Origin of the sequence: Tenacibaculum litopenaei, from assembly GCF_964514025.1 — a bacterium.
GTDB classification, from domain to species: domain Bacteria; phylum Bacteroidota; class Bacteroidia; order Flavobacteriales; family Flavobacteriaceae; genus Polaribacter; species Polaribacter litopenaei.
Genome location: NZ_CAZEQT010000007.1, coordinates 587,588 through 605,076, shown reverse-complemented (window position 1 = coordinate 605,076; position 17,489 = coordinate 587,588). Strand labels below are relative to the sequence as shown.

19 protein-coding genes and 1 tRNA gene are annotated in these 17,489 nt (G+C 38.3%); 7 read left to right on the top strand and 13 right to left on the bottom strand.

The window, feature by feature from the left end:
- Nucleotides 1-29: 29 nt before the first annotated feature.
- Both ACKTS5_RS17410 and ACKTS5_RS17405 read right to left on the bottom strand, forming a co-directional pair.
- Nucleotides 30-104: transfer RNA gene (locus ACKTS5_RS17410), tRNA-Pro, on the bottom strand.
- Between the two features lie 134 nt (nucleotides 105-238).
- Entirely contained in the window at nucleotides 239-469 is a 231-nt protein-coding gene (locus tag ACKTS5_RS17405) for a hypothetical protein (RefSeq protein WP_408045159.1), read from the bottom strand.
- Between the two features lie 406 nt (nucleotides 470-875).
- Here ACKTS5_RS17405 and ACKTS5_RS17400 point away from each other — a divergent pair, with 406 nt between their 5' ends.
- On the top strand, nucleotides 876-1,481 hold the full coding sequence (locus ACKTS5_RS17400; protein ID WP_408045158.1) for a DUF1684 domain-containing protein: 606 nt from the start codon (nucleotides 876-878) through the stop codon (nucleotides 1,479-1,481).
- Nucleotides 1,482-1,540: 59 nt separating this feature from the next.
- Here the strand turns inward: ACKTS5_RS17400 and ACKTS5_RS17395 are convergent, their stop codons facing one another.
- From ACKTS5_RS17395 to ACKTS5_RS17380, 4 genes are all read right to left on the bottom strand, one after another.
- Nucleotides 1,541-2,245 (bottom strand): crotonase/enoyl-CoA hydratase family protein, encoded by a 705-nt coding sequence (locus ACKTS5_RS17395; protein WP_408045157.1) that lies wholly within the window; start codon nucleotides 2,243-2,245, stop codon nucleotides 1,541-1,543.
- On the bottom strand, nucleotides 2,246-2,620 hold the full coding sequence (gene crcB, locus ACKTS5_RS17390; RefSeq protein ID WP_408045156.1) for a fluoride efflux transporter CrcB: 375 nt from the start codon (nucleotides 2,618-2,620) through the stop codon (nucleotides 2,246-2,248).
- Between the two features lie 66 nt (nucleotides 2,621-2,686).
- Entirely contained in the window at nucleotides 2,687-3,652 is a 966-nt protein-coding gene (locus tag ACKTS5_RS17385) for a DoxX family protein (RefSeq protein ID WP_408045155.1), read from the bottom strand.
- A 22-nt stretch (nucleotides 3,653-3,674) separates the two neighbouring features.
- The gene (locus ACKTS5_RS17380; RefSeq protein ID WP_408045154.1) at nucleotides 3,675-4,220 is read right to left on the bottom strand and encodes a DUF1599 domain-containing protein; all 546 of its coding nucleotides are present in this window, start codon (nucleotides 4,218-4,220) and stop codon (nucleotides 3,675-3,677) included.
- An 85-nt stretch (nucleotides 4,221-4,305) separates the two neighbouring features.
- Here ACKTS5_RS17380 and ACKTS5_RS17375 point away from each other — a divergent pair, with 85 nt between their 5' ends.
- Genes ACKTS5_RS17375 through cdaA form a run of 4 tightly spaced genes read left to right on the top strand, consistent with a single transcriptional unit; the run spans nucleotide 4,306 to nucleotide 7,376 of the window.
- Complete coding sequence (locus tag ACKTS5_RS17375) at nucleotides 4,306-4,911, top strand: LOG family protein (RefSeq protein ID WP_408045153.1); 606 nt, start codon at nucleotides 4,306-4,308, stop codon at nucleotides 4,909-4,911.
- Nucleotides 4,895-5,716: a dihydropteroate synthase gene (gene folP / locus ACKTS5_RS17370; RefSeq protein ID WP_408045152.1), complete on the top strand. Its 822-nt coding sequence runs from the start codon at nucleotides 4,895-4,897 to the stop codon at nucleotides 5,714-5,716. Before ACKTS5_RS17375 ends, folP begins: the two co-directional genes overlap by 17 nt.
- 7 nt (nucleotides 5,717-5,723) lie before the next feature.
- Nucleotides 5,724-6,566 carry a metallophosphoesterase gene (locus tag ACKTS5_RS17365; protein WP_408045151.1) on the top strand — a complete coding sequence of 281 codons (843 nt, stop codon included), beginning with the start codon at nucleotides 5,724-5,726 and terminating at the stop codon, nucleotides 6,564-6,566.
- A 27-nt stretch (nucleotides 6,567-6,593) separates the two neighbouring features.
- A complete protein-coding gene (gene cdaA, locus ACKTS5_RS17360) occupies nucleotides 6,594-7,376 on the top strand; it encodes a diadenylate cyclase CdaA (RefSeq protein WP_408045150.1) in 783 nt (260 codons plus the stop codon).
- 44 nt (nucleotides 7,377-7,420) lie between these two features.
- Here the strand turns inward: cdaA and ACKTS5_RS17355 are convergent, their stop codons facing one another.
- From ACKTS5_RS17355 to truA, 3 genes are all read right to left on the bottom strand, one after another.
- Entirely contained in the window at nucleotides 7,421-7,891 is a 471-nt protein-coding gene (locus ACKTS5_RS17355; protein WP_408045149.1) for a hypothetical protein, read from the bottom strand.
- Nucleotides 7,892-8,010: 119 nt separating this feature from the next.
- Nucleotides 8,011-9,723 carry an ABC transporter ATP-binding protein gene (locus ACKTS5_RS17350; protein ID WP_408045148.1) on the bottom strand — a complete coding sequence of 571 codons (1,713 nt, stop codon included), beginning with the start codon at nucleotides 9,721-9,723 and terminating at the stop codon, nucleotides 8,011-8,013.
- Between the two features lie 47 nt (nucleotides 9,724-9,770).
- The gene (gene truA, locus ACKTS5_RS17345; protein WP_408045147.1) at nucleotides 9,771-10,508 is read right to left on the bottom strand and encodes a tRNA pseudouridine(38-40) synthase TruA; all 738 of its coding nucleotides are present in this window, start codon (nucleotides 10,506-10,508) and stop codon (nucleotides 9,771-9,773) included.
- 258 nt (nucleotides 10,509-10,766) lie between these two features.
- Here truA and ACKTS5_RS17340 point away from each other — a divergent pair, with 258 nt between their 5' ends.
- Nucleotides 10,767-11,264 carry a metallophosphoesterase family protein gene (locus ACKTS5_RS17340; protein WP_408045146.1) on the top strand — a complete coding sequence of 166 codons (498 nt, stop codon included), beginning with the start codon at nucleotides 10,767-10,769 and terminating at the stop codon, nucleotides 11,262-11,264.
- Here the strand turns inward: ACKTS5_RS17340 and ACKTS5_RS17335 are convergent.
- From ACKTS5_RS17335 to ACKTS5_RS17320, 4 genes are all read right to left on the bottom strand, one after another.
- Nucleotides 11,251-13,038 (bottom strand): tetratricopeptide repeat-containing sensor histidine kinase, encoded by a 1,788-nt coding sequence (locus ACKTS5_RS17335; RefSeq protein WP_408045145.1) that lies wholly within the window; start codon nucleotides 13,036-13,038, stop codon nucleotides 11,251-11,253. The two genes, ACKTS5_RS17340 and ACKTS5_RS17335, sit on opposite strands and share 14 nt — an antisense overlap.
- 113 nt (nucleotides 13,039-13,151) lie before the next feature.
- Entirely contained in the window at nucleotides 13,152-13,859 is a 708-nt protein-coding gene (locus ACKTS5_RS17330) for a hypothetical protein (RefSeq protein ID WP_408045144.1), read from the bottom strand.
- A gap of 275 nt (nucleotides 13,860-14,134) precedes the next feature.
- Nucleotides 14,135-14,788 carry a response regulator gene (locus ACKTS5_RS17325; RefSeq protein WP_408045143.1) on the bottom strand — a complete coding sequence of 218 codons (654 nt, stop codon included), beginning with the start codon at nucleotides 14,786-14,788 and terminating at the stop codon, nucleotides 14,135-14,137.
- Nucleotides 14,789-15,141: 353 nt separating this feature from the next.
- Nucleotides 15,142-15,579 carry a DUF4293 domain-containing protein gene (locus tag ACKTS5_RS17320; protein WP_408045142.1) on the bottom strand — a complete coding sequence of 146 codons (438 nt, stop codon included), beginning with the start codon at nucleotides 15,577-15,579 and terminating at the stop codon, nucleotides 15,142-15,144.
- 201 nt (nucleotides 15,580-15,780) lie between these two features.
- Here ACKTS5_RS17320 and rho point away from each other — a divergent pair, with 201 nt between their 5' ends.
- Nucleotides 15,781-17,448, top strand: a complete 1,668-nt coding sequence (rho, locus tag ACKTS5_RS17315; RefSeq protein ID WP_408045141.1) for a transcription termination factor Rho — start codon at nucleotides 15,781-15,783, stop codon at nucleotides 17,446-17,448.
- Nucleotides 17,449-17,489 lie beyond the last annotated feature (41 nt).

Here is a 17,489-nt window from a genome sequence, read left to right as displayed (position 1 = left end):
CAAGTATATCAATACCTGTGTTTTAGCAGTCGGGATGAAAGGATTCGAACCTTCGATCTCTGGTCCCCCAGACCAGCACTTTAACCGGACTAAGCTACATCCCGCTGAGACAAATCTAAAAAAAAAATCTAGGAACGAGCCTAGATTTTTTATCAAGAATAAATTTTATTTTTAAAGAGTTTATTAAGCTGTTCATTAATAAGCTCTTACTTGTAACGTTAAAAAACTTAAAATAGTATTAAGCAGTTAAAGGTTTTCCTTTTAAGCGTTTGTCAATACGTTGTTTGATGATGGTTAAACGCTTCATGAGGTCCATAAGGTGGGTATCTTTACTTTGCTTATACACTTCATTTATTTCTAAGATTAACGACTTAGCTTCTCTTGATGCTAAAATTCGATCGCTAGTGGTTACAAATTTGAATTTTCTGTTTTCAAACTCCTCCGCTTTACCAATTAATTCTGAATTCATATAAGTGCTTTCGTTTAAATTAATAACTTCCTTTTTGCATTACCTTAAACGCAAAAAGCCATAATTCACAGGTTCTCTACACGAGACATTCTTTATGCCATATGACTATGACAAAAATGGGGGTCAAATATAGGGTTATCTACGTATTTTTATGTTAAAAAACAATCAAAATATGTTATATTTTTATAAAATTTTTCTATTTGCTTTGATAATCAGGTTTTTATGCTGATTGTTTTTTGAAGGCCTTCTCTCAAATATAACAAATGTTTTAATCGAAGTCAAGTGAATTGAGCTAATTTTGTATGGGAAAACCCCTGTATTGTGTAATATGATGTGTTTCGTTTGTAAGCTGTGGGGAGCTATGCTGGGGCAAATTAATGTATCTTTGCCGTATAAATTAAACTACATGAAAAAAATTGTTTTATTAATCGCCATTTTAGGGGTGGTTTCTTGTAACTCTCAGCAAAAGAGATCGATAAAAGGAGAGACGGAATTTCAAAGAGAAATGAATGCTCAATTTAAAGACGCTTCTACTTCACCTTTAACGCGTCGCGGATTAAAGAAGTTTGATGGCTTGGCGTTTTTTCCGGTAGATAGTACGTATCGAGTAAAGGCGACGCTAGCGAAGGCGCCAACAGAACGCATTATAGAGGTGCCGACGACCACCGAGCGTGTCGCTGTATATCAGGTATATGGTACCTTGACATTTAAAATTAAAAATCAGGAATGCCAACTCCTCATCTATAAAAATAAATATCCCCAAGAAGCCTATAAAGAGCATTTGTTTTTGCCGTTTTTAGATAAAACCAATGGCGTGAGTTCGTATAAAGGTGGGCGTTTTATTGATGTCATGACCACAGACATTCAAAAAGATGGGACGGTAATCATCGATTTTAACAAGGCCTACAATCCGTACTGTGCCTATAGTAATAGGTATTCTTGCCCAATAACACCTAGTGAAAATGCATTGGATTTAGCGGTAGAGGCCGGAGTTATGGCCTATAAAAAGTAGCAACGATTCGTCTAAAAAGAAAAAGCCCCCAAATGCTGTCTAGCACCTTGGGGCTTTTTTTATTTTGAAGGAGGAGTAAGTCCTTGTTCAAGGTCTGTTTGTATGGCTTTCTCTAAGGCAGCCAATGCTTCTCTACGAACTTTTACTTTGGTGGCCGCATGCGCTTTTAAATTGAGCTGAGTAAACATCTGCGCTATTTTTTCAGCGGTAGGGAGCAAGTGTTCAGCGGGTACAATTTTATCGAGGAAACCTGCTTGAATAGCCGTTTCAGGATCGTAAATTTCTGCGTTGTTTACACTTCGTTGAAGAAATACTGGGCTTAATCTTGACTTGGCGATTTCAATACCCGCCTCGTGCATTGTCATTCCAATTTGAACTTCATTGAGTCCTATTTTAAAAGGACCTTCTGTTCCTAAGCGGTAATCCGCAGCGAGTAATAAAAAAGCTCCCTTGGCAATCGCGTGTCCAGGACAAGCGATGATGATGGGTAACGGAAATGAAAGCATGCGTAACGCAAGTTGTGATCCTTTGGTTACCAGTTCAAGAGCAGAAGCCGGTGATGCAGTCATGCTTTTGAGGTCGTAACCACCTGATAGAATCCCTGGTTGTCCTGTAATAACAACTACTTTTTGGTCTTGTTCAGCTCGGTCTAGATGTGAGTTTAAGGCTTCGATTACTTCGTGAGAAATGGCGTTTACCTTTCCGTTGTTAAGCGTGATAATCGCATGGGTTTCTCGATCGGTGTATTGAACTAATTCGGTCATTTATGATATAAGTTTTATAAGGTGAATGCCTCCAAAAACAGCGAGAAAGCCCAAAACAAAACTCGCAATCGTATAGAGTGCAAAGCTTAGGAAGTCTCCTGATTTTAGAAACACGTGATTTTCGTAGGCAAAGGTGGAAAACGTGGTGAATCCACCGCAAAAACCAGTAGCTAATAATAGGGTGTGGTTCGGCCCTAGGCTTTCGTGTTTAGCAGCCAATCCGAGTATGAAGCCAATAAGCAGGCTCCCGAGTATGTTTGCAGCAAAAGTTCCGAAAGGAATTCCAGTAGTTCCGTTGTTCAACCACTTCCCCAGAAGGTATCTCAAGATACTTCCTGAACCTCCTCCAATAAAAATTAATAGTAGCTGTTTCATGCTATGCGAATATAAGAAAACCCCACAATTTTGTGGGGTTTTGAGTTATTATTGATCGGGTATTTGTTAAAAATCGATGTCTTCAACATCAACCCAATTCCATTTTCCAGCGATCACTCCTTTTTTAATAGTCATAATTCCAGGATTGGCGCGGATGGCAGTTTTTAGTGCTGTTTCATCGCAAAAAGCAAAGGTATAAGGCAGGTCAAATTCTTTTTGTGTCGCCGCCAAATCTTCAATATAAGAAGCTGTTAACACGTAAATTTCGTAACCGTTTTCCTTGGCTTTTTTAGCCGCTTTTGAAATAGAAGCAAGTCCTTCCTTTTCTGTTTTGTCAAAATTGTACAAAAAGATAAGCATTACCTTGTCTTTGGTCAAAGCCTCTTCCAGTTTATCTCCTTCGTCAGTATCGATGCTGAAATCGTGAATAGGAGGCTCCTCGTGTAATTCGTAACTCATACCTTCCGCGATGTTGTTACCAATGGCGTACGCCCTAAAATCAACGATAGGCAAGTGGTTGAGTACGTGGTATACAATTCCTAGCGAAATCAAAATAGAAGCCAAGCTCGTAAGACTTGCTATTTTCTCAGAAATTAGCGGTTTGATGTGCTTTACACCAGCCAATAAAACTCCGATAAATACCATAAAAATGACATTTTTATAGAAGGTCTCTTTCGGTGTTAATTTAATAGCATCTCCAAAGCAACCACAGTCTGTAACTTTGTTATAGGTATACGAATACCAAGTTAAGAATAAGAAAATAAGGTTGAGTCCGAATAGGCTCCAAACAGTTAGTTTAGGTTTGTAACCAACGAGTAACATAATACCTAATGCGAGTTCCGCAACGATGAGTAGGATAGAGAAAGGCAGTGCAAATGGAATTAAGAATTCCATGTTTAAAACACTTTCACTAAAGTATTCTTCAAATTTGAATTGTGAACCAATTGGATCAACCAATTTCACAAAACCTGAATAGACGAATAAGAGTCCTACTAGTACTCGGGAGATTTGAGTGGCTAATTTTAACATCATAATCAAGGGTTGTTTTTAATAGTTAACGTTCTAATTCTGAGAAGTGAATCAAGGCAAAAATAGCATAATTTATCATATCTTGATAATTTGCATCAATTCCTTCTGAAACGAGCGTTTTTCCTTTATTGTTTTCTATTTGTTTTACACGCAGTAGTTTTTGGAGTATTAAATCGGTTAACGAAGAGATGCGCATTTCTCGCCATGCCTCACCGTAATCGTGATTTTTTGATTCCATTAATTGCTTGGTAACTCCAATTTGTTTGTCGTACTGAACGGTGGCTTCCGGAGTGTCTAGGTCAGGTTGTTCTACCACCCCGAGGTCTAACTGGACTAAGGCCATGATACAGTAATTGATAATTCCAATAAATTCAGAAACTTCTCCTTCATCAACTTTGCGTACTTCGTTTTCTTGCAATTGTCTGATGCGCTGTGCTTTGATGAAAATCTGGTCGGTAAGGGAAGGTAGTCTTAGTATTCTCCAGGCACTTCCGTAATCCGTCATTTTTTTTATAAATAAGCTACGGCATCTTTCAACGATTTCGTCGTATTGCTTTGAGGTATCTTGCATTTTGTCAATTCTGAAATAATTAGGTAAAAATAAGAAATGAATTAGGTTTTCCTTTATTTTTACGTAAATAAATTATACGTATAAAATGAAGTTAGAGAACGTAGTTGTATTTTGTGGATCGAGCATGGGATTTGGAGAAAAGTATCAGACCGCTGCCAAAGCATTGGGGCACTATTTTGCTGAAAATGGTATTTCATTGGTGTATGGAGGAGGAAAAGTAGGCCTGATGGGTGTAACTGCCGATGCTGTTTTGGAGAAAAATGGAACAGCAATTGGTGTGATTCCCGGTTTGTTAAAGGAGGAAGAAGTGATGCACAATGCACTGACAGAGATGGTGGTTACTGAAACGATGAGTGAGCGAAAAGTAGTGATGAGTAAGATGATCGATGCGTATGTAACCATGCCCGGCGGGTTTGGAACGCTCGATGAATTGTTTGAGGCCTTGACCTTGCAGCAACTCCACATTGAGCAAAAACCTGTAGGATTGTTAAACGTTGAAGGCTTTTTCGATCCGGTATTGGAACAGCTTGATAGGATGGTTAAAGAAGGTTTTTTAAAGCCCGAAAATAGAGCGTTGTTACTTGTGGCAGCAACGGTTCCAGAACTTATGGATCAATTGAGAAATTATACCGCACCAAAAGTAGAAGCAATTATTAATAAAGTTGTAAAGAAAAATGACGATAAACTGTAAAGGTGAGCTCATCGATTTGTCGATACCCAAGGTGATGGGGATTTTAAACCTGACGCCTGATTCGTTTTATGATGGAGGAAAATACAGCGATGGCGCTGCCATAGTGCAACAAGTGGCCAGGATGCTCGAGGAAGGAGCGACCTTCATTGATGTTGGAGGATATTCTTCACGCCCAGGAGCAAAACACATCAGTGTTGATGAAGAGCTACAGCGGGTAGTTCCGGTCATCGAACTGTTGACTAAGGAGTTTGATGGGATTCTAATTTCAGTAGATACTTTTAGGAGTGAGGTGGCAAGAGCTGCTGTAGCAAAGGGGGCGGCCATGATCAATGATATCTCGGGTGGAAGTATGGATGCAGCGATGTTTCCGTTGGTAGCCGAACTGCAAGTGCCTTATATTTTGATGCACATGCAAGGAACTCCTCAAACCATGCAAGACAAACCGGTTTATGAAGATATCGTGACAGAACTCGTTTCTTTTTTTGCAGCGCAATTAACGCAATTGAGAGCGCTAAAAGTACACGACGTGATTTTGGATGTAGGATTTGGGTTTGGAAAAACCATTCAGGACAATTACGAGTTATTAAATAATTTGAACTTGTTTCAAAAACTCGACGCTCCTATTTTGACAGGAGTGTCTAGAAAGTCAATGTTGTACAAGTTGCTCGACAGTACTCCGGAGCAGGCATTGAATGCAACAACTGTTGCCAATACGATTGCTCTGATGAAGGGAACACAAATTTTAAGAGTTCACGATGTAAAAGAGGCAATGGAAGCTGTCACCATTTATACACAATTGAAATAGAAATTGAATGAAAAGGAGGAAGTTTATTAAAAATATTACTTTGGGATCTCTTGCAATGGGAGGAGTACTCGGGGGCTATGCTTGGCAAGTAGAGCCTTTTTGGCTAGAATTTGTTGAACGCACCATGCCGGTAAAAAATTTACCGAAAGCCTTAGAGGGGAAAACGTTGATGCAAATAAGCGATATTCACGTCGGGGATCGTTTCGATTATAGCTACCTTATTGAGAGCTTTAAGGAGGCGACAGTATACCAACCCGACTTTGTAGTATACACCGGTGATTTTGTAAATTACAATAGTGTGCGGCAGTTGGAACAGCTTAAGGAAGTAGCAGAATACGCAGTATTGGGTAAGATTGCTACCTTAGGAGTGTTGGGAAATCACGATTACGGAGAAAATTGGTCACAACACGAAGTAGCTGATGCTATTTGTAGTATTCTTCAAAATGCAGGGATCACGGTCCTCAGAAATGAACAGCAGGAGTATGAAGGGCTTAATTTTATAGGTTTTGACGATTATTGGGGAATCAATTTTAACCCGGAATTGGCGATGCTAGATTTTAAAAATGATCGCGCCAACATTGCGTTGTGTCACAATCCAGACGTTTGTGATTTGCCGGTGTGGAAAGATTATAACAGCTGGATTTTATCGGGACATACGCATGGAGGACAGTGCAAACCTCCTTTTCTGCCAGCACCGATGTTGCCAGTGAAAAATAAAGCCTATGATCAAGGAGAGATAGACCTGAACGACGGGCGAAAATTATATATAAACAGAGCGCTAGGACATTTATGGCAGGTCCGATTTAATGTGCGTCCTGAGATTACAGTGTTTGAGTTACAGCGAGCCTAGTAATTAAAGGGGATAGAACTGAGAGGTATGAATTTGAATTTTATTGATTTTTCCGTATTGGATATCTTAGATATCATATTGGTGGCAGTCTTGTTGTATTATATCTATAAGTTGTTGCGAGGTACAGTAGCCATTAATATTGTTGTAGGAATAGCGGTAATCTTCGTGATATGGAAAATTACGCAGGCTCTGAATATGGAAATGCTGAGTGGAATTTTAGGGTATTTGTTGTCGGGAGGAGTCATCGCTTTAATTATCGTTTTTCAGCAGGAAATACGAAAGTTTTTATTGATGATTGGAACTACCAACTTCTCGTCGAAACGAAATTTTTTAAATCAACTAAAATTTTTGCAGTCAGAAATGAATGCCGAGGTGGATACCGATACCATTTTAGACGCCTGTATTAATTTGGCTAAAACCAAAACGGGAGCACTTATCGTTGTAGAACGTACCAATAACCTCGATTTTTTAGCGGGTACAGGTGATGCGATGAATGCCGTGGTAAATGAAGCTATTTTGGAGAGTATCTTTTATAAAAATAGTCCGCTTCACGACGGAGCTACACTGATTCGCGACAATAGTATCATTGCTACACGAGTGGTATTGCCAATTTCTGACAATCCGCAGATTCCGGCGCGTTTTGGGCTGCGACATCGCGCTGCTATTGGAGTTTCAGAACGTACGGATGCCTTGTGCTTATTGGTTTCAGAAGAAACAGGTGAGATATCTTATATAAAGGATGGTGGGTTTGAACTCTACGATTCCGTAGACGTACTGCGAAAGAAATTGCACGCAGATGTTATGACATAAAAAAAAGCTCTTCAATAAAGAAGAGCTTTTTTTTTAGAAAAATATTATTTAGTAGCAGGAGCCATTTTAGATTGGATAGCGCTCATTACGCTTTTGAATTTTTTAACTCCTTCTTCGTCTAAGGTTTTAACTAACTCTTCTCCTTTTTTAGCTAATTCAGTTCCTTTAACGGCTAATGCTGAATTTTTTACTACATCTCCTTTCGCAGCGATGTATTCTTTTGCATGAGCAGCGTACTCTTTAAGGTATTCCTCAACTTTTTCGTTGTCAAAATGAGGGATGCTTACACCTTCTAAAGCCGATGCAACAGCTTCGGTAGTTTTTGTCGCTGCTTCTTCTGTTGCTTCTACAACTTTTGTCGCTGCTTCGGTAGCTGCTTCTGCTGCCTTTTCAGTTGCTTTTTCTGTCGCTTCTACGGCTGCTTCTGCGGCTTTGGTAGTTTCCTCTTTCGTGTTTTTACATGAAGTTGCTACTAAAGCACCAACTACTAAGGCAGATAAGATTACTTTTTTCATCGTATTATGATTTTTAGTTTTAATAGATTGAGTAACAAATGTAACAAAACGAATGAATTTTCCAAATACAACACAGTTTTAATTGGTGTAAATTCTCTGCAATTCAGAAAGCTAGCTGCTTAGGACTGCGCCTCTTGAAATTGTACCTCATAGAGGTTTTTGTAGTAACCATTAGCGATTTGTAGGAGTTCTTGGTGGTTTCCTTGTTCCACAATGGTTCCTTTATCCATAACGATAATACGGTCGGCCTTCTTGATGGTTGCCAGTCGGTGGGCAATAACAATAGAGGTCCTTCCTTCTGTGAGTTGGTCCGTAGCATATTGAATCATTTGTTCTGCGTAGGAGTCAACCGATGAGGTTGCTTCATCCAGAATTAAAATACTAGGATTACTGACATAGGCTCTTAAAAATGCAATTAGCTGACGCTGTCCTGACGAAAGCATACTTCCTCGTTCTTTGACGTTGTAGTGGTAATTGTCAGGGAGACTCATGATAAAGTCGTGAATACCGATTTTTTTAGCGGCCTCTTGAACTTCTTCTAAGGAAATAGCCTCATTTTTTAAGGTGATATTATTGAGTATGCTATCCGAAAACAAAAAGACGTCCTGTAGTACTACAGCAATTTGATGGCGTAGTGAGCTGATGTCAAAATTTTCGACGTTGATTCCATCGACGGTAATGGTACCACTGTCAATTTCATAAAAGCGATTTATAAGATTGATAATGGTAGATTTTCCTGCTCCAGTAGCCCCGACGATGGCGATGGTCTGTCCTTTTTCAACATTGAAACTAATGCCTTTCAAAACTTCTTCTCCAGGAATGTAGCTAAAACGAACTTGATCGAATTTAATGCTGCCCTCAAGGGCTGTGGCTGGCTGATTGCCTTTTTGAGCAATACTACTTTCGGTATCGAGTACGGCAAAAACACGTTCTCCCGACACGATTCCCATTTGTAATTGGTTAAACTTATCCGCTATCTGACGTAGGGGACGGAATAGCATTTGCGCCATTTTTATAAATCCGATAATTGCTCCAACGGTTACGGCATTATCCGTCACTACTTGCAGCCCTCCATACCAAACAATGAGTCCGATAGCAATAGAAGATAAAATTTCAGCAATTGGAAAAAAGATGGAATAATACCAAACGGTTTTGACGTGGGCTTTTTTGTGTTTATCGTTGATAGCGACGAAATTGTCATATTCGATTTTCTCTCTGTTAAACAGTTGGACGATTTTCATTCCCGTAACGCGTTCCTGTACAAAACCGTTGAGGTTTGCTACCTGATTACGCACGTCTTGAAAGGTAGCTTTAATCGCAATTTGAAACAACTTGGTAGCGTAGATCAATATAGGGAGTACAGCCAAGCTGATCAGGGCCAATTTCCAGTTGATGACTACCATCAAGACCGCAACGACGAGCATTTTTAAAATGTCACTTACGATCATAAATACACCTTGGGTGAAAAAGTTGGCAATGGTTTCTATATCCGAAACCACGCGGGTTACTAATTTACCCACGGAAGTCGTATCGAAATATGCCATTTTAAAGCCCATGATTTTTCGAAAGGTCTTGGCTCTAATATCTCGTATAATATGCTGACCTACCCAATTTGCGTAATAGATAAAGGCAAATTGAAGTAGTACTTGCAACAAGAGTACGGCAATTAACAGCAGGGTATTGTTCAGCAGTTGATTGATGTCTTTTGAGGCCGTAAATTCGTTGATGGTATACATTAGTATATACGGATCTGCCGCGGTCGCTACAGCAAGTAAAACCGTAGCGATAACGGCAATACTAAATTTTAACTTGTAATTTTTTGCAAAGCTCATGAGCCTTGCAAATATTTTTAGATCAAATGCTTTTCCTGTTGTTTTACTCACGATATATATGGGTATGCTACGTTCGTTAAAAATAATCCTTTTGCAGGCACTGAAACTCCTGCCTTTCCTCTGTTTTTACTTTCAATCACGGCGATAAAATCAGAACGCGTTTTTTTGCCCAGTCCCACTTCGAGTAAGGTGCCCACGATGGCGCGTACCATGTTTCTCAAAAATCGATCGGCACTGATATAAAAAGTGAGTTCCTGACCATCCAATCGCCATTCGGCATGACTAATTTCGCAAAAAAAAGTGTTTACATCCGTTTTTACTTTTGAAAAACATTCAAAATCTCTGTAGTCATACAAAACCTTAGCAGCTTCATTCATCGCGGCGATATCAATATTCGTATGGTGTAATTGCCACGTAGTATCCAGTGAAAAAGGGTTTCTGCCTAACTGTATTTTATACTCATAACTCCTGCTAGTGGCATCAAAACGCGCATGTGCATCGTCCGCTACAGGGAGGGTTCTATAAATGACGATATCATTGGGTAGTATAGCGTTCAATTTATAAGTGAAATTCTCATCGAGTAATTTTTCCGTATCAAAATGAGCGAACATCTGTGAAGCGTGAACCCCTGCGTCCGTGCGTCCTGCACCAACTATAGTGATGGGTTCTCTCATGATGGTGCTCATCGCGGTGCTGATTTTTTCTTGAACACTAATGGCATCGGGTTGTACTTGCCATCCATGATAGTGTTTTCCGTGGTATGCTAACTCTAAAAAATATCTCAAAAAAGTAAAAATTTTAGACAGCTAAATTATGGAATTTTACTGGTTATTATCGTATAAAATTTTGTGGAGTTTAGGCTATGAGAATTTTGGCTGTTGTAGTAGTTGCTTAACATAGTATAAGGAGTATTGGTTTGTTTTTTAGTATCTTATAGGTAGGTATTGAATAGTCCCCCCGCATGTCTATCCTTCAGAAGATAAACTCGTAATTTTGATTGCGAGTTTATTTTTTTGATATTGCCTGACCAATAGGAAAATGAAATGAAGAAAATTTTGTTGTTATCGGATACACACAGTTATCTCGACGAGCAAATACTCAAGTTTGTACGTCAAGCAGATGAGGTATGGCATGCAGGAGATATTGGTGATTTATCGGTTACAGACGCTATTAAAGCACTAAAGCCACTGCGAGCGGTGTACGGAAATATTGATGATAAGGATGCTCGTTTGGAATTCCCTCTAAACAATTTATTTGTCGTAGAGGGGGTAAAGGTATACATTACGCATATAGGTGGCTACCCAGGCCGTTATAAACCCAAAGTGCAAGCATTCATTAAAAAAGAACGCCCAAAGCTCTTTATTTGCGGGCATTCGCATATTTTAAAGGTGCAATTTGACGCGACGCATCAATTATTACATCTGAACCCAGGAGCTGCCGGAAATCACGGTTTTCACAAAGTGCGTACGATGTTGCGCTTTGTGCTCGACCAAGGAGAAATTGGCGATTTGGAGGTTATAGAGCTCGCTACACGAGGCTAACGGCAGTTTTTTTAGGAGCGGGGACCGAAATCGTTATTTTGGTACCTTTGTTAGTAGCGGTTTCAATTAAGAAATTTCCGTTCATCATTTGTATCCTCGCTTCAATTTGATTGAGTCCAAGTCCTGATTTCGTCGTGCTTTTGCGGTAATTAAATCCAACGCCATCATCTTCGATTAAAATGGATAAAAACTCGTTTTGTTCTTCCAAAACAATATAGGCATTGCTGGCTAAACTGTGTTTGATAATATTGTTGATTAGCTCGTGGATAACATTGTAGATCTTGATTTCAAATTCCTGATTGTACCTGTTGATATTATTGAACTCAGAATGAAAACTAAGTTCGGTGTTAGAATATTTTTTAGTGATGTCTTTCAGGGCGTACTCCAGTCCAAATTTTAATAAGATAGACGACACGAGGTTGTGCGATAGGTCGCGTACTTTTTGTGAAGCTTCTAAGATAATTTCACGTGTTTTTTCCAATTCAACCGGAGGTTCTCCGTCGAACTGCTTTTTGGTGGCACTGAGGTGCATGTTCGCTGAAGAGAGTAGGGCGCTGACACTGTCGTGCAGTGTTTCGGCAATTTGTTTCCGTTCTGTTTCCTTTCCGTCAATGGTTGCGTTTAGTATTTTTATTTGCGATTCTGATTTTAGACGATCAATATTCTGTTTTTCTAATAATTTATTTTGTTTGAGTTTTAGTTGTAAGTTGCGTTGTCTCAATCGAATATTATAGATGACAACTGCCGAGGCAATTAAAATCAATGCAGTGAGTGCAGCAAATAAATACGTCGTGTTTTTCTTTTTCAGTTTAGCGATATTGATTTCCTTTTCGTTTTCGAGCTTCTTGAGCGTTGCATTGTGATCCGTTTCAATCTGTTTAATGATCTTCTTTAAGTCTCTTTTTCGTAAATCTTCTTCAAATTCGTACGAAGTTTCAAGGTTGTCGTAGGCTTTTACTTCATTTAAATTGCGCATCGCCCAAGCCAGGTTGTAATATAGTTTAGCGCTGATTCGTATGGCTTTTGGACTCTTGATATCGTGCACGTAATTGATACCTTCAAAATAGTTTTTCTTTGCTAACTCAAACTTGTTTTGCATTAGAAAAACATTGCCCAAATTACAATAGGCACCTGCGAGCACTATTGAATCATTATTTGTTTTGTTGATCTCAATTGATTTTAAAATGTAATGTTCAGCTTTGGTAAAGGTAGAATCCATTTGATAGATTCCGGCAATGTTGATATATCCTTTAGCTCTTTGGTGTTGTATATTCGTGTTTAAGGTTTGAATTTGTTCGAGCTGATCGTAGTAGTAAATGGCACTATCTCTATTTTGAGCAGTGATTTCTTTAAGTGCATTTATCGCGTCAAAATCTTTGTCTTCACGACTGTAAAACTTGTTTAATCGGAATTTCTGACGGGTGAAGGTACGTTGAAAATTCCCTCCGATTTTTAAAAACATACGAGCCTTGATATTAGCGATAGTATCGTTTGATAAGGCTGTTTTATCATGGTTAAAGGCGTGTAAATCCTGTAAGCTTCTTTTGTAGTATTCGGTTGATATGGCGATTTCCCCAATTTCGCGATAGATATCAGCAATGAGTTCAGCAACAGCTGATTTGAGCGTTGTATTATTCGTTTTGTTACACTGTTCAAGTAGTACCAAGGCTTCTTTTAAGGCATCTCTGTAATTCCCTTTTTCGTGTTTGACAACAATTTTCTGGTACTGTACGTAGGTGAGCGAATCTTTTTTACTTACTACTAATTCACCCAAGTTTGTTCGTGATTGATCAAACTTGGGTGAATGGTTATTAGCGTAAGATAATGATATACTTGCAAAGAAAAGAATCGTCAGTATAACAATGTATCTCATATGTTTTTTTACTTTTATTCTACAGAACTACTTCCGTCATAGAAAATTACAATTTTTGGCTTGTTTGGTTTTTCAAGACTTCTGTTGGCGCGGTTGGCTGCATTCGAAGCTCCGTCCTCTTTGTGATTGATAAATCCAATTTCTAAGCGTCCGTTAGTCATTTTTAAATCTCTAGAGAAATTCTGAACGGTTGCTGTTCCCAAAGATAAGTGAATTTCATGAGTGTTGGTATCTTCATTAAAAATGAATTCCGTTTGAACATTCGTATTTACTTGAAATTTTAAATTGTACGAGTCATCTTCGTTCTTACTGATGCTGTAGTTGTTTAAGAATTCAGTAATACCACGAGCTTTAGTCACTTCGTCGTCTTCAACGATGATTCTCGTCTTTTTACCATTGTTTGTTTCCAAGATGTTTACCTTTAAAACATCGTCGTTTAACTCAAGCGCTGTACTGTTAGAGCGAGCTGCGGTATTGCTACCTTCGCTAATCACTAAGTCGTTTGACAAGTCTGTATTTTTGTAGCTATCTACTTTACTGTTTTCTTCTAGATCAAAATCAATATAATAGCTTCCACTGGTATTCTTCTTTAAGGTATACGACTTTAAATAGCTCGTTGGCTGTCTTAAATCGTGAGATAATTGTGGGTCGGTGTCGTTGTTAGAGCAAGAGCTTAAAAAGGCAATACTTAATGCTGAGAAAAGAACGGTAAATTTTTTCATGGTTTTTGATTTTTTTTTAATTTAAGGAATTTCGTTAATAAAATTACAAAGGCGATGCACTTAGTATAGACAGATGGAGATACGGGGGACGTTCTCAAAAGTTAGGGGATAAAGAAAACAAAATGAAGGGGTTTTCTAAACTATGTTATGTTTTAATAACAGCGCACATCGCCATGTATATATCTTAGCTGTAGTTCTTAGCGATGTATTTCATCAGGAATTATAGGATGGGGGGAGTATTTTCTTTGGGGGCAAAGAAAAATAGAATGAAAGGATTATACTATCTTATTCCTAACTGCGTACATCGCTAAACCTACTACATTTTTTACTTTCAATTTTTTATATAGGTTTCTTCGATACGATTCAACGGTTTTTACACTGATGCGAAGCATATCTGCGATTTCAGATGAACTTTTTTCTTGAGCTATTAATTTGAGGACTTCAATTTCTCTTTCTGTCAAATCTTTGTGAGATTCTTCCTTGTTGTTTTCGTTTTTGGTACTCGCCACATACAAGTTGAACAATTTACTTTTAATGTCTTCATTAAAGTATTGCAACCCCTTGTGCACTGCTCTGATGGCTTCCACGATATGTTCGCTGGCACAGCTCTTTTCCAAGAACCCATTTGCGCCTAAAGCGATCATTTCCTGAACTAGCTTAGGATCACTCAAACTAGAAAGAATGATGGTTTTTATTTGTACGTCTCGTTGTTTGAAAACTTTTAAAACGTCAATTCCATCCATTTCTGGCATGTTGATGTCTAATACTAATACATCGGCAGTATTGGTGCTTGACCAGTTTACAACTTCTTTTCCTGTTAAAGAGAAGCCTTCAACTTCAATGTCATCTTCGATATTTATAAGAGCCATCACTCCTTCAATTAGAATTTTGTGATCGTCGGCTATATGAACTTTAATCTTGTAACTCATTTGTTGTTTACGTTTACAAATTTATGTGACAACTGTGTTTTGTACAATACTCAGAATCCCTAAACGGTTTTTAAGGGTTTCTACTTACGGTATCAGGGTTAACCCTAGTTTTTTTGTTAATAAAACTCATCAAAACACTGAATATCAGTTTTTTAAATATATTTTTTGTGGGGGTGGTTTCTTTTTTCCGAATATAAAACTAAAATAATTTTAAGAATATTTAGCTATAAAAACGAGACAATTTTATAAGTGCTTGTTTTTAAATTCAAAGGGATGAAGAAGGGGAAAAGGCAAAAAAAAAAAGCCGAGTTCATACTCGGCTTTGTCGCACTAAATATACTAAGATGTTAGGCTTATCGCAATCTGTCAACAGATTTTACAAGATCTTCGTCCTTTCTAATGGCTTTGTTTGCTAGAACTACTAACAAGATAACAAAAATAGGAACGAGCATCCCAATACCTTTCTCAGAAACCGCAGTTTCTCCAGATAATGTTAGTGACAAATAAATCAATAATCCTACTAAAAAAAGATTAATCAAGATTACTACTCGACCAAGCACAAATTGCAACTGTCTATTTTTAAACAAAAAGATAGCTGCTAAAGCTACTAGGGCCGAGGCAAAAAACAGTACAGGAATTCCTTTTAAAGCAATCTGGTCACTGCTTAACAAGTCCGTAATAAACACGGAAGCGTCAGCTGATTCTTGTGTCCACAAACTTACGTTTGGTGCTAAAACACCCGCTAGTAAGCTAGCTATCAACAAATATATGCTTTGTATTCTCTGTATCATTTTCTGAATTTGGGTAGCAAAAATAACACTTCTTTTTTTAAAAAGAAATATTAGAAGTTAAATTATTTGTATATATTTGCGATATAAGTAACCGCACTTTACAGTTATATACCTCATATATAGCTAAGCAATCAGGAAACAAATAATAAATATTTAATTCTTCAGTCACAACAGAATTATTTAACCTAATATTTTTTACGAATGTTCGAAATTTCGGAATTAAAAGCTAAAAAACTTACGGATTTACAGGCCATTGCGAAAGGCATTGGTTTGACTAGAATTAGTCAGTTAAAGAAGTTAGATTTAGTGTATAAAATTTTAGACGCGCAGGCAGAATCTTCAAATAAAGAAGAGAAGCCAGCAGAAGTAAAGGAGGTCAAAGAAAAGCCTAAGAGAAAACGTATTTCTAAAAAGGCAGAAGCTCCTAAAGAGTCTAAGGTTGAACAAGCTACGGAAAAGAAAAGTACCAAACCAGCTCCTGCAAAAAAGGAGGTGGCAGCTCAAGATAAACCCAAAGCCCCAGCGCGCTCAAAAACGGTTCAAAATCAGAAAGAGGAGAAGCGTGAAGATGAAACTAAGCGCAGTGGGAACGACGATAAAAAGCAAGGTCAGTCAAATCAAAATACGAACCAGAACAACAATCGTCAACGCAATAACCAAAACCAAAACAAAGGAAAACAACATCATAACAACCAAAATAAAGGGAAGCAACACCACAAAAGTGGTAACAAATACCGCGATCCTGATTTTGAATTCGACGGAATTATCGAAAGTGAAGGGGTGTTAGAAATGATGCCTGATGGTTATGGATTTTTGCGTTCTTCTGATTATAATTATTTGTCTTCACCTGATGATATTTACGTTTCTCAATCACAGATCAAGTTATTCGGCTTAAAAACCGGTGATACGGTTCGTGGAAATGTGCGTCCTCCTAAAGAAGGAGAAAAGTATTTTCCGCTGATCCGCGTTTCGAAAATCAACGGATTGAATCCGAACATTGTACGCGATCGCGTGTCTTTTGAGCACCTTACTCCTTTGTTTGCGAATGAACGTTTCAATTTAGCACAAAAAGGAAGTTCGTTGTCGACGAGAATTATTGATTTGTTTTCACCAATCGGAAAAGGACAGCGTGGGATGATTGTAGCACAACCTAAAACGGGTAAAACCATGTTGTTGAAAGATGTGGCCAATGCCATTGCTGCAAATCACCCTGAAGTATATCAAATTGTATTACTCATCGATGAACGTCCGGAAGAAGTTACGGATATGCAACGAAGTGTACGTGGTGAAGTAGTTGCCTCTACTTTTGATGAGCCTGCAGACAAGCACGTTCGTGTTGCCAACATCGTTTTGGAAAAAGCGAAGCGATTGGTAGAGTGCGGACATGATGTGGTCATCTTATTAGATTCTATCACGCGTTTGGCAAGAGCTTACAATACAGTAGCTCCGGCATCAGGTAAAATATTATCAGGAGGTATCGACGCCAATGCATTGCACAAGCCAAAGCGTTTCTTTGGAGCGGCCAGAAATATCGAAAATGGAGGGTCATTGACAATTATTGCTACAGCATTAACTGAAACTGGATCTAAAATGGACGAGGTAATCTTTGAAGAATTTAAAGGTACGGGTAACATGGAACTTCAGTTAGAGCGTAATATTGCGAACAGAAGAATTTATCCTGCTATCGATTTGATCAAGTCAAGTACGCGTCGCGACGATTTACTCTTAGACGAGAAAACCGTACAACGCATGTGGGTGTTGCGTAAATACTTAGCAGATATGAATCCTATTGAGGCGATGGAATTTATTCAGCAACGCATAAAGACTTCGCTCAATAACGAAGAATTTTTGATTTCAATGAATGGTTAAGAGCCTTAAAAATAAATAAATAAAAAAGCCTGTAGTTTTTC

Excerpts from the sequence above, each read along its gene's own strand:
- ACKTS5_RS17405 (WP_408045159.1), bottom strand. The coding sequence starts at position 469 with ATGAATTCAGAATTAATTGGTAAAGCGGAGGAGTTTGAAAACAGAAAA.
- ACKTS5_RS17400 (WP_408045158.1), top strand. The coding sequence starts at position 876 with ATGAAAAAAATTGTTTTATTAATCGCCATTTTAGGGGTGGTTTCTTGT.
- ACKTS5_RS17395 (WP_408045157.1), bottom strand. The coding sequence starts at position 2,245 with ATGACCGAATTAGTTCAATACACCGATCGAGAAACCCATGCGATTATC.
- crcB (WP_408045156.1), bottom strand. The coding sequence starts at position 2,620 with ATGAAACAGCTACTATTAATTTTTATTGGAGGAGGTTCAGGAAGTATC.
- ACKTS5_RS17385 (WP_408045155.1), bottom strand. The coding sequence starts at position 3,652 with ATGATGTTAAAATTAGCCACTCAAATCTCCCGAGTACTAGTAGGACTC.
- ACKTS5_RS17380 (WP_408045154.1), bottom strand. The coding sequence starts at position 4,220 with ATGCAAGATACCTCAAAGCAATACGACGAAATCGTTGAAAGATGCCGT.
- ACKTS5_RS17375 (WP_408045153.1), top strand. The coding sequence starts at position 4,306 with ATGAAGTTAGAGAACGTAGTTGTATTTTGTGGATCGAGCATGGGATTT.
- folP (WP_408045152.1), top strand. The coding sequence starts at position 4,895 with ATGACGATAAACTGTAAAGGTGAGCTCATCGATTTGTCGATACCCAAG.
- ACKTS5_RS17365 (WP_408045151.1), top strand. The coding sequence starts at position 5,724 with ATGAAAAGGAGGAAGTTTATTAAAAATATTACTTTGGGATCTCTTGCA.
- cdaA (WP_408045150.1), top strand. The coding sequence starts at position 6,594 with ATGAATTTGAATTTTATTGATTTTTCCGTATTGGATATCTTAGATATC.
- ACKTS5_RS17355 (WP_408045149.1), bottom strand. The coding sequence starts at position 7,891 with ATGAAAAAAGTAATCTTATCTGCCTTAGTAGTTGGTGCTTTAGTAGCA.
- ACKTS5_RS17350 (WP_408045148.1), bottom strand. The coding sequence starts at position 9,723 with ATGAGCTTTGCAAAAAATTACAAGTTAAAATTTAGTATTGCCGTTATC.
- ACKTS5_RS17340 (WP_408045146.1), top strand. The coding sequence starts at position 10,767 with ATGAAGAAAATTTTGTTGTTATCGGATACACACAGTTATCTCGACGAG.
- ACKTS5_RS17330 (WP_408045144.1), bottom strand. The coding sequence starts at position 13,859 with ATGAAAAAATTTACCGTTCTTTTCTCAGCATTAAGTATTGCCTTTTTA.
- ACKTS5_RS17325 (WP_408045143.1), bottom strand. The coding sequence starts at position 14,788 with ATGAGTTACAAGATTAAAGTTCATATAGCCGACGATCACAAAATTCTA.
- ACKTS5_RS17320 (WP_408045142.1), bottom strand. The coding sequence starts at position 15,579 with ATGATACAGAGAATACAAAGCATATATTTGTTGATAGCTAGCTTACTA.
- rho (WP_408045141.1), top strand. The coding sequence starts at position 15,781 with ATGTTCGAAATTTCGGAATTAAAAGCTAAAAAACTTACGGATTTACAG.